The sequence below is a fragment of the Microbacterium sp. genome (assembly GCF_051953575.1).
In the GTDB taxonomy this organism is placed as follows: Bacteria; Actinomycetota; Actinomycetes; order Actinomycetales; family Microbacteriaceae; genus Microbacterium.
This window is the reverse complement of the sequence record NZ_JBQCIP010000257.1, coordinates 1-9,970: the sequence shown is the minus strand read 5'-3', so window position 1 is coordinate 9,970 and position 9,970 is coordinate 1. Positions and strand designations below refer to the sequence as shown.

Genomic DNA, 9,970 nt, shown 5'->3' with positions numbered 1-9,970 from the left:
TAGCTCAGGGTGCGCCCACCCCGCGGCGCGCTGACGACGTCTGCGTCGTTGCGCATGAGATGGCGTTCCATCTCGTCCAGCAGGCGCTGCTCCTGTTCGGAGAGTGGCATGCATCCCCCTCTGTACTTCGGTGGCTCGATTCTACGCGTGCCCTTCGTCACTAGGCTAGGCCCGTGTCCTCCCTTGTAGAGCCGATCGAAGCCATTTCTCAGCGAGTGGACACATTCGTCACAGCACAGCGGGCGGACGCGAAGGATGCCGGCGCCGAGGCCGCCCTGTTCGTCGACGCCGCGGCGGACGCCGCGACCGGCGGCAAGCGCCTGCGCGGCCGCTTCTGCCTCGCCGGGTGGAGGGCTGTGGAGGAGGCCGCGGGACCCCCAGCCGATGCGCCCGGCCCCGTCCTCGCAGCCGCCGCGGCGCTCGAGGTGTTCCACGCCGCGGCGCTCGTGCACGACGACCTCATCGACAACTCCGACACCCGTCGGGGCCGCCCCGCCACCCATCGCGCGCTCGAGGCGCGCCACCGGAGCGCCGGGTGGCACGGCGACGCGGACGCCTTCGGCCGCTCCGGCGCGATCCTCGTGGGCGACCTGCTCGTGGCGTGGAGCGACGACATCCTCGAAGCGGGCCTCGCCGAGGCGGAGCCGGGGCGCGCGGCGGCGGCCCGGCGGCAGTACGCGCTGATGCGGCGCGAGGTCACCCTCGGCCAGTTCCTCGACATCGCCGAGGAGTCCGCCTTCGTCACAGAGCCCGACGACCGGCACGCCGAGCGCGCACTGCGGGTCGCCTCATACAAGTCGGCACGGTACAGCGTGCAGCAGCCGCTCGCCGTGGGCGCGGCCCTGGCCGGCGCCGACCAGGCTCAGGCCGCGGCGCTGGCGGCATTCGGGCATCCCCTGGGGATGGCGTTCCAGCTGCGCGACGACGTGCTGGGCGTGTTCGGCGATGAGCAGGCCACCGGGAAGCCGTCCGGCGACGACCTGCGCGAGGGCAAGCGCACCGTGCTGATCGCCTACACGCGGGAGGCGCTGAGCCCCACCGCCCGCCGCATCGTCGACGAGCTCGTCGGGGACCCGACGCTCGACGCCGCACAGGTGGCGTCGCTGCAGCAGACGATCGTCGACTCGGGGGCGCTGGATCGCGTGGAGCGCCTCATCGCGGACTACGCCCGCGAGGCCGACCGCGCCCTGTCGGGAGCGCGTCTGGGCCATGCCGCCGTCGGCGAGCTGCGCGATCTCGCGCATGCGGCGACGGTGCGCACGACCTGACGCCGGGCGCCGCTGGCGCGCGAACGCGGGATCAGGCGAGGGCGCGTGCGACCCTGCGGACCTCGCTCTTGCGGCCGGCAAGGAGCGCCTCGATGGGCGCGACACCGATGGTGTCCTCGGGGGTGAGCAGCCAGTCGATCGCCTCGTCGTCGGAGAATCCCGCGTCGTGCAGGGCGAACACCGTGCCCCGCAGCGACGAGAGCGGGGTGCCGTCGACGATGAACACCGAGGGCACCTTGAGGGCGCCGTCGCGGCGCGTGCCGAGCAGGTGGAACTCGTCGAGCAGGCGACGCACGCGGCCGAGCGGTTCGCCGAGCACCTCCACCAGTTCCGGCAGGGTGAGCCAGTCGGTGTCGTACAGCGAAACTTCGTCAGAGGTCACGAAATCCACTATCCCAGATGATCGCGACGCCCGGCCCACGCCCCTTCTGTCACATGCGTCACACCGTCCACTTCTTATGACAGGCGTTGACACCCCTCACCATCCGTGCCACGGTTTTCGGAGTCGACAGAGGGGGGAAACTCGTGCGACAGAACAGCAGCACCCGCATTCCGAACGGGTCTCGCGCACTCTTCGCCAGCGTGCCTGTGGCCGTCGCCGGATCGATCGCGCTGACGCTCACGGCCGCTCCGGCGCATGCCGGGACGATGGATGCCGCGACCCGCGGCGCATCCGCCGAACCGGCGCGCAGCGTCCGGCCTCTCGCGGCCGTCCCTGCGCACGTCCCGGCCGCCGCGCCCACGACCGCCGGCATGGCGGCGGTGCCGGCGGTCCAGCCCGCGCCCGCGACCTATACGGTGGCGCGGGGCGACACCGTGAGCCGTATCGCGGCGCGTTTCGGCCTGCGCACGGCTGACGTGCTGGCGCTGAACGGCTTGAGCTGGTCCTCCGTGATCTACCCCGGACAGGTGCTGAAGCTCACCGCCGCACCGGCCGCGGCTCCCGCTCCGACAGCGCCTGCCGCCCCTCCGGCGGCGAGCTCCGGCTCGTACACGGTCCAGCGCGGCGACACGATCAGCTCGATCGCGAAGCGCCACGGCGTCACGACGAACGCCGTCCTCTCGGCGAACGGCCTGGGCTGGTCGTCGATCATCTACCCCGGCCAGAGGATCTCGATCCCCGGCCGCGCCGCACCCGCGGCATCCACTCCCACAGCTCCGACGGCGCCGGCTCCCGCACCTCCCACGGCGCCGTCGGCTGGGGGAACGAGCTACACGATCGTCGCCGGAGACACCATCAGCGCGATCGCGAAGCGCCACGGCGTGAGCGTGAACGCGGTGCTGGCCGCCAACGGGCTCGTCGCGACGTCGATCATCTACCCCGGCCAGACGATCAAGGTGCCCTCCGCCGCGCCGTCGATCCCGGGGCTCACCGCCGAGCAGGTCGCCAACGCACAGCTGATCGTCCGGATCGGGCGCGAGCTCGGCGTTCCCGACCGCGGCATCGCGATCGCCCTCGGCACCGCCATGCAGGAATCGTCGCTGCGCAACGTCACGTGGGGCGACCGCGACTCGCTGGGCCTGTTCCAGCAGCGGCCCAGCTACGGCTGGGGCACCGAGGCCGAGGTCCAGGATGCCGCCCGCGCGACCCGCGCGTTCTTCGGCGGCGCGGGCGACCCGAACGGCGCACGGACACGGGGGCTGCTCGACATCCCCGGCTGGCAGGGGCTCACGTTCACGCAGGCGGCGCAGGCGGTGCAGATCTCGGCCTACCCCGACGCGTACGCGAAGTGGGAGGCACCCGCGGCCTCCTGGCTCGCCGCGATCGGCTGACTCTCCGTCACATTACGGTCTCGCGAGGTGAGGCGCTCCGCGGGCTCGCAGGTCCTGATCCGTAGACTCTCAGCGTGAGCACGAGTCAGCAGACCGACCCGCTGATCGGCCGTCTCGTCGACGGCCGGTACCGGGTGCGTGCTCGCATCGCCCGAGGCGGCATGGCGACGGTGTACGTCGCGACCGATCTGCGCCTCGAGCGCCGTGTCGCACTCAAGGTGATGCACTCGCATCTGAGTGACGACACCGTGTTCCAGAGCCGCTTCATCCAAGAGGCCCGCGCGGCCGCCCGCCTCGCCGACCCGCACGTCGTGAACGTGTTCGATCAGGGCCAGGACGGCGACATGGCGTACCTCGTCATGGAGTACCTCCCGGGCATCACCCTGCGTGAGCTGCTGCGCGAGCAGCGCCGTCTGACCGTCCCGCAGGCGATCTCGATCCTCGACGCCGTGCTGTCGGGCCTGGCCGCGGCGCACAAGGCCGGGATCGTGCACCGCGACGTCAAGCCCGAGAACGTGCTTCTCGCCGAGGACGGCCGCATCAAGATCGGCGACTTCGGACTGGCTCGCGCGACCACCGCGAACACCGCCTCCGGTGCGCAGCTGCTCGGCACGATCGCGTATCTGGCGCCCGAGCTCGTCACGCGCGGCACCGCCGATGCGCGCAGCGACATCTACGCGATCGGCATCATGCTCTACGAGATGCTCACCGGCGAGCAGCCGTACAAGGGCGAGCAGCCGATGCAGATCGCGTTCCAGCACGCGACCGACTCCGTGCCCCGCCCGAGCGTGAAGAACCCGGGCGTGCCCGAGCCGCTCGACGAGCTGGTGCTGTGGGCGACGGAGAAGTCGCCCGACGAGCGTCCCGTCGACGCACGCGAGATGCTCACGCGCCTGCGTGAGATCGAGCGCGAGCTCGGCGTCGCCCCGGTGGTCGCCCGCACGGGGCCCATCGGCGTCGTCGGCGACTCCGCGACGCCGACCGGCGAGCTCACCGCCGTCCTGCCGAGCACCGGCACCGGTCCGATCTCGACGCTCGAAGAGGTCGACAACTCGGCGAGGCTGCGCACGGCGACGCAGCGGCGGCGCACACGCGGCGCATGGCTGCTGGTCCTGGTGCTGGTCCTCGCTGTCGTGGCCGGCGGCGTCGGCTGGTGGTTCGGGTCCGGTCCCGGCTCGATGGTCGTCGTGGCCGACGTGACCGGCGCGTCGTACGACGATGCGGCGGCCCGGCTGAAGCAGGACACGCTCGTCGCCGTCCGCGCCGACGAGAGCAGCCTCGACGTCGCCGCCGGCAACGTCATCCGCACGAACCCGAAGCAGGGCACGCGTGTCGACCGCGACAGCGAGGTGACCGTGGTCGTCTCGACGGGGCCCGCGGAGGCGACGTTCACCTCGTTCTCGGGGATGTCGGATGCCGATGCACGCGCCGCGCTGTCTGCACAGTCCGTCGACACCCCCGGCGAGAGCGCGCCCTTCTTCACCGACGCCGCATCGGGCACGGTCGTCGGCGTCTACATCCGTCCGGCCGGCGCACCCGACGACGGCACGCAGGATGTCGCCTGCCTCGACGGCTGCACGGTCCATCAGGGCGACACCGCGAGCATCCAGGTCTCGCTCGGCCCGGTGCCCGACGTCTCGGGCCAGAGCGAGGGCAAGGCCCGCAGCACTCTGGAGGGCGTCAACCTCGTCGTCGCCGACACGAGCGCGACCGAGGCGAGCGACTCCGTTCCCGAGGGCAAGGTGATCCGCATGGACGGCGCGCCTGAGAACGGCTGGCTCGCCCCCGGCGACACCGTCACCCTCGTGGTCTCCACCGGTCCTCCCCTCTTCCCGGTGCCCGACGTGGTCGGCGACACCCGCGATCAGGCGATCAAGAAGCTGGAGGACGCGGGATTCCAGGTGGACTACGCGCCGTTCTTCGCGGTCGTGCCCGACGACATCACCGAGGTCAAGGCATCCGACCCCAAGGCCGACTCGATGCACCCGAAGGGGACCCGCGTCTACATCCAGCTGAGCGTCACCGGCTGACCCCTGCGAACATGAAGATCCCGGATGCCTCGGGCGAGGCATCCGGGATCTTCGACGTCGGGGTGGTGAAGGTCAGCGCTTCTCGAGCTCCTCGGCGACGAGGAAGGCGAGCTCGAGCGACTGCATGTGGTTCAGGCGCGGGTCGCACAGCGACTCGTACCGGGTCGCGAGGGTCGCCTCGTCGATCTGCTCCGAGCCGCCCAGGCATTCGGTGACGTCGTCGCCGGTGAGCTCGACGTGGATGCCGCCCGGGAACGTGCCGACCGCGCGGTGCGCCTCGAAGAAGCCGCGGACCTCGTCGACGACGTCGTCGAAGCGCCGCGTCTTGTAGCCGGTGGGAGTGGTGATGCCGTTGCCGTGCATGGGATCGGTGACCCACAGCGGGGTGGCGCCGGAGTCCTTGACGGCCTCCAGCAGGGGCGGCAGGGCATCGCGGATCTTGCCCGCGCCCATGCGCGTGATGAAGGTGAGGCGCCCGGGCTCGCGCTCGGGGTCGAGCTTGTCGATCAGCGCCAGGGCCGTCTCGGCGGTCGTCGTGGGGCCGAGCTTCACGCCGATGGGATTGCGGATCTTCGAGAAGTAGTCGACGTGAGCGCCGTCGAGGTCGCGCGTGCGCTCCCCGATCCACAGGAAGTGAGCCGACGTGTTGTACGGCGTGTTCGTCCGGGAGTCGATGCGGGTCAGCGGACGCTCGTAGTCCATCAGCAGACCCTCGTGGCCGGTGTAGAACTCGACGCGCTTGAGCTCGTCGAAGTCGGCGCCGGCCGCCTCCATGAACTTGATGGCGCGGTCGATCTCGGTCGCGAGACGCTCGTACTGCTGGTTCGCGGGGTTCTGCGCGAAGCCCTTGTTCCACGAGTGCACCTCCCGCAGGTCGGCGAAGCCGCCCTGCGTGAACGCGCGGATGAGGTTGATGGTCGACGCGGCCGTGTGGTACCCCTTCAGCAGCCGCTGCGGGTCGGCCTGACGCGAGCCCTCGGTGAAGTCGTAGCCGTTGACGATGTCGCCGCGGTAGGCCGGCAGGGTGACGTCGCCGCGGGTCTCGGTGTCGCTGGAGCGCGGCTTGGCGAACTGGCCCGCCATGCGGCCCATCTTGACGATCGGCATCGATGCGCCGTACGTGAGCACGACCGCCATCTGCAGCACCGTCTTGATGCGGTTGCGGATCTGCTCGGCCGTGGCGCCCGCGAACGTCTCGGCGCAGTCCCCGCCCTGCAGCAGGAACGCGCGACCCGACGCGGCCCGCGCGAGGCGGTCGCGAAGGTTGTCGACCTCGCCGGCGAAGACGAGCGGCGGCAGCGTGGCGAGCTCGGCGGATGCCGCGGCCACGGCCTCGGCGTCATGCCACTGCGGCTGCTGCTTGATCGGCAGGGTCCGCCAGTGGTCGAGTGCGTCGAGGTGCTGGAGCATCCCTCGATTCTAGCCGCGGCAGGTCGAGGCCCGGCGCCGCGTGACGGCCGTCAGGCCGCCGGCTTCTTGAGGCGGTCCTTGACCGTGGACGCGTACACGTCCTCGTACTCCTGCTCCCCCAGCCGCTGCAGGGCGACCATGATCTCGTCGGTGACCGAGCGCAGGATGTAGCGGTCCCCCTCCATGCCTTGAAACCGGGAGAAGTCGAGCGGCTCGCCGATGACGATGCCCACGCGCACGATGCGCGGGACCGTGGTGCCGATCGGGAGCATGGTGTCGGTGTCGACCATCACGACCGGCACGACGGGCACGTGGGCCTCCAGCGCCATGCGGGCAAGGCCCGTGCGGCCGCGGTAGAGCTTGCCGTCGGGGCTGCGCGTGCCCTCGGGGTAGATGCCGAGCAGGTCGCCGCGCCCGAGCACCTGCAGTCCCGTGTTGAGCGATGCTTCGGAGGCCTTGCCGCCGGAGCGGTCGATCGGGATCTGGCCCGTCGCCTTCATGAACATGCGTGTGGCCCAGCCCTTGACGCCCTTGCCCGTGAAGTAGTCGCTCTTGGCAAGGAACGACACCGGCCGGTCGATCATGAGCGGCAGGAAGACGGAGTCCATGACCGACAGGTGGTTGCTCGCGAGGATCGCGGCGCCCTCGGCCGGGACGTTGCGGCGGCCGACGATCCATGGACGCCAGATCGCCTTGACGATCGGACCGATCACCACGTACTTCATCAGCCAGTAGAACATCGGGCGTCTACCCCTCTGCCGAGGCCAGGTCCGCGGCGCCGATGAGCCCCGCGTCATTCACGAGCTGCGCGATCGCGAACTGCGCGACCGGGCGGTCTCCGTATCCCGGCAGCGACGTCTCGTACGCGAGGCGGACCGGCGCGAGGAGGTCCTCCCCCAGCTGCGCCACCCCGCCGCCGATGACGAACAGCTCGGGGTCGAGCACGGCCTGGAACCCGCCGCACGCCTCGCCGAGGGCCGTCGCCACGCGCCGCAGGGCCTCCGTGGCGCCGGGATCGCCCGCGAGGACGAGGCGCGAGACGGCGGGGCCCGAGATCGTGCCCGTTTCCGCGCGGAGTGCGGCGAGGGCTTCGCCGATCCCGCCGGCGTCAGCGATGTCGTGGGCCTCGCGCTGCAGGGCACGGCCGGACGCATACTGTTCGAGGCATCCGCTCTGGCCGCATCCGCACAGCAGTCCGCCGCGGATGAAGCGCATGTGCCCGAGTTCGGCGGCGATGCCGTGGCCGCCGCGGAACAGCTCGCCGTCGAGCACGATCGCGCCGCCCACCCCGGTGCCCATCGTGAGCATGACCATGTTCTGCACGCCGCGCCCGGCGCCGAAGCGGTACTCGGCCCAGCCGGCCGCGTTGGCGTCGTTCTCGATGGCGACGGGGAGCTGGATGCCGTCCTCGAGGCGAGCCTTGAGCGGCTCGTTGCGCCAGGCGATGTTGGGCGCGTGGATCACGATGGCCCGGTCGCGGTCGATGAAGCCGGCGGCGGCGACGCCGACGGCCTCGACGTCGTGCCCGGAACGGAAGTGGCGGGCCATGTCGATGACGGCCTGTGCGAGCGCCCCGGTGTCGGTCGGCGTGTCGACGCGGACCTTCTCGATGATGCGGCCGTCGGCGTCGACGACGCCTCCGGCGATCTTCGTTCCGCCGATGTCGATGCCGACCTTGAGCACTGCACTTCCTTCCCGGCTGCCGCGCGCGCGAACAGCGTCTTGAAGTCTAGCCAGCGCGCACTCCTCCACACCCCCGACAGTGCTGATGTGACGGCGGATTAGACTCGAATGATCTACCCGAGATAATCCGTCGTCCGGTACCGAAGGAGCTGCCGTGGTCCAGTTCGAAGTCCCCGCGATCGTCCCCGCCGATCCGCAAGCCAACATCTCCGACCTTCTGGTCGAACGCGTCAAGAAGACGCCGAACGGCGCACTGTTCGCCGTCCCGGACGGCGACGGCTGGCGCGACATCAGCGCCGCCGAGTTCCAGAAGCAGGTGATCGCCCTCGCCAAGGGCTTCGCCGCCGCGGGCATCGAGCCCGGCGACAAGGTGGGCTTCGTCGCCCGCACCACCTACCAGTGGACCCTCGTCGACTTCGCGCTGTTCTATGCCGGCGCCGTTATGGTCCCGATCTACGAGACGAGTTCGGCCGCGCAGATCGCGTGGAACCTGTCGGACTCGGGCGCCATCGCCATCATCACTGAGAACCCCGACCACACCGCGCGCTTCGAAGAGGCCCGCGGCGAGCTCCCGCTGATCCGCTCCGCGTGGCAGATGCACGCGGGAGACCTCGACAAGCTCGTCGCCCAGGGTGCCGACGTGACGGACGACGAGATCGAGCGTCGTCGCAGCATCGCGGTCGGCGCCGACATCGCGACCCTCATCTACACGTCCGGGTCGACGGGGCGCCCCAAGGGCTGCGTGCTCACGCACAGCAACTTCGTGGAGCTCGCCCGCAACTCGGCCAAGTCGCTCCACGAGGTCGTCGAGACGCCCGGCGCCTCCACGCTGCTGTTCATCACGACGGCGCACGTGTTCGCGCGCTTCATCTCGATCCTCGCCGTGCACTCGGGCGTCAAGGTCGGGCACCAGCCCGACACGAAGCAGCTCCTCCCCGCGCTGGGCTCGTTCAAGCCGACGTTCCTGCTCGCGGTCCCCCGCGTGTTCGAGAAGGTCTACAACTCCGCCGAGCAGAAGGCAGAGGCGGGCGGCAAGGGCAAGATCTTCCGCGCCGCGGCGAAGACCGCCGTCGACCATTCGACGCTGCTGCAGGAGGGCAAGAAGGTCCCCTTTGGCATGCGGATCAAGTTCGCGCTGTTCGACAGGCTCGTCTTCTCGAAGCTGCGCGAGGCCATGGGCGGCCGCGTCACGTACGCCGTGTCGGGCTCCGCCCCGCTCGGCCCCCGCCTCGGCCACTTCTTCCACAGCCTCGGCGTGACCATCCTCGAGGGCTACGGCCTCACCGAGACGACCGCCCCGGCGACGGTCAACATCCCGTCGAAGTCGAAGATCGGCACCGTGGGTCCCGTGCTCCCGGGCGTCGGCATCCGCCTCGCCGACGACGGCGAGATCCAGGTGCGCGGCATCAACGTCTTCAAGGAGTACTGGCGCAACGACGAGGCCACCGCTGCCGCGTTCGACGGCGACTGGTTCAAGACGGGCGACGTGGGCTCGTTCGACGAGGAGGGCTTCCTCACGATCACCGGCCGCAAGAAGGAGATCATCGTCACCGCGGGCGGCAAGAACGTCTCCCCGGCTGCTTTGGAAGACCCGATCCGGGCGAACCCGCTGGTCGGTCAGGTCGTCGTCGTCGGCGACCAGAAGCCGTTCATCTCCGCCCTGATCACGCTCGACACGGAGATGCTGCCGACCTGGCTCGCCAACAACGGCGAGGACAAGGACATGACGCTGGCGGAGGCGTCGGTGAACCCGGCGGTCAACGCGGAGATCCAGCGCGCGGTGGACGCCGCCAACGCCGGTGTCTC

General features: G+C 70.6%; 9 protein-coding genes. 4 read left to right on the top strand and 5 right to left on the bottom strand.

From position 1 onward, the window contains the following. Nucleotides 1–110 (bottom strand): DUF3040 domain-containing protein (locus ACTHNQ_RS16370; protein WP_440335015.1); only part of this gene is annotated, 110 nt, incomplete at its 3' end. 63 nt (nucleotides 111–173) lie between these two features. On the opposite strand from ACTHNQ_RS16370, the gene ACTHNQ_RS16365 reads away from it, so the two are divergent. Beyond that, nucleotides 174–1,268, top strand: a complete 1,095-nt coding sequence (locus ACTHNQ_RS16365; RefSeq protein ID WP_440335014.1) for a polyprenyl synthetase family protein — start codon at nucleotides 174–176, stop codon at nucleotides 1,266–1,268. A 31-nt stretch (nucleotides 1,269–1,299) separates the two neighbouring features. On the opposite strand, the gene ACTHNQ_RS16360 is transcribed toward ACTHNQ_RS16365, so the two are convergent. After that, a complete protein-coding gene (locus ACTHNQ_RS16360; RefSeq protein ID WP_440335013.1) occupies nucleotides 1,300–1,659 on the bottom strand; it encodes an Rv2175c family DNA-binding protein in 360 nt (119 codons plus the stop codon). A 191-nt stretch (nucleotides 1,660–1,850) separates the two neighbouring features. On the opposite strand from ACTHNQ_RS16360, the gene ACTHNQ_RS16355 reads away from it, so the two are divergent. Both ACTHNQ_RS16355 and pknB read left to right on the top strand, forming a co-directional pair. Then, complete coding sequence (locus ACTHNQ_RS16355; RefSeq protein ID WP_440335012.1) at nucleotides 1,851–3,041, top strand: LysM peptidoglycan-binding domain-containing protein; 1,191 nt, start codon at nucleotides 1,851–1,853, stop codon at nucleotides 3,039–3,041. Between the two features lie 74 nt (nucleotides 3,042–3,115). Then, entirely contained in the window at nucleotides 3,116–5,071 is a 1,956-nt protein-coding gene (gene pknB, locus ACTHNQ_RS16350) for a Stk1 family PASTA domain-containing Ser/Thr kinase (RefSeq protein ID WP_440335011.1), read from the top strand. A gap of 72 nt (nucleotides 5,072–5,143) precedes the next feature. On the opposite strand, the gene ACTHNQ_RS16345 is transcribed toward pknB, so the two are convergent. From ACTHNQ_RS16345 to ACTHNQ_RS16335, 3 genes are read right to left on the bottom strand one after another with little or no spacing between them, the layout of a single operon-like run. Further along, nucleotides 5,144–6,481: a class II 3-deoxy-7-phosphoheptulonate synthase gene (locus ACTHNQ_RS16345; protein WP_018170546.1), complete on the bottom strand. Its 1,338-nt coding sequence runs from the start codon at nucleotides 6,479–6,481 to the stop codon at nucleotides 5,144–5,146. Between the two features lie 50 nt (nucleotides 6,482–6,531). Then, nucleotides 6,532–7,221 (bottom strand): lysophospholipid acyltransferase family protein, encoded by a 690-nt coding sequence (locus tag ACTHNQ_RS16340; RefSeq protein WP_440335010.1) that lies wholly within the window; start codon nucleotides 7,219–7,221, stop codon nucleotides 6,532–6,534. 7 nt (nucleotides 7,222–7,228) lie between these two features. Beyond that, nucleotides 7,229–8,164 carry an ROK family glucokinase gene (locus ACTHNQ_RS16335; RefSeq protein ID WP_018170544.1) on the bottom strand — a complete coding sequence of 312 codons (936 nt, stop codon included), beginning with the start codon at nucleotides 8,162–8,164 and terminating at the stop codon, nucleotides 7,229–7,231. Nucleotides 8,165–8,318: 154 nt separating this feature from the next. Here ACTHNQ_RS16335 and ACTHNQ_RS16330 point away from each other — a divergent pair. After that, nucleotides 8,319–9,970: AMP-dependent synthetase/ligase (locus tag ACTHNQ_RS16330; RefSeq protein ID WP_440335009.1), on the top strand; the 1,652-nt coding region annotated here is incomplete at its 3' end.

Bases quoted from the DNA above. Each gene is read 5' to 3' on its own strand.
- ACTHNQ_RS16345 (WP_018170546.1), bottom strand. From the start codon at position 6,481: ATGCTCCAGCACCTCGACGCACTCGACCACTGGCGGACCCTGCCGATC.
- ACTHNQ_RS16340 (WP_440335010.1), bottom strand. From the start codon at position 7,221: ATGTTCTACTGGCTGATGAAGTACGTGGTGATCGGTCCGATCGTCAAG.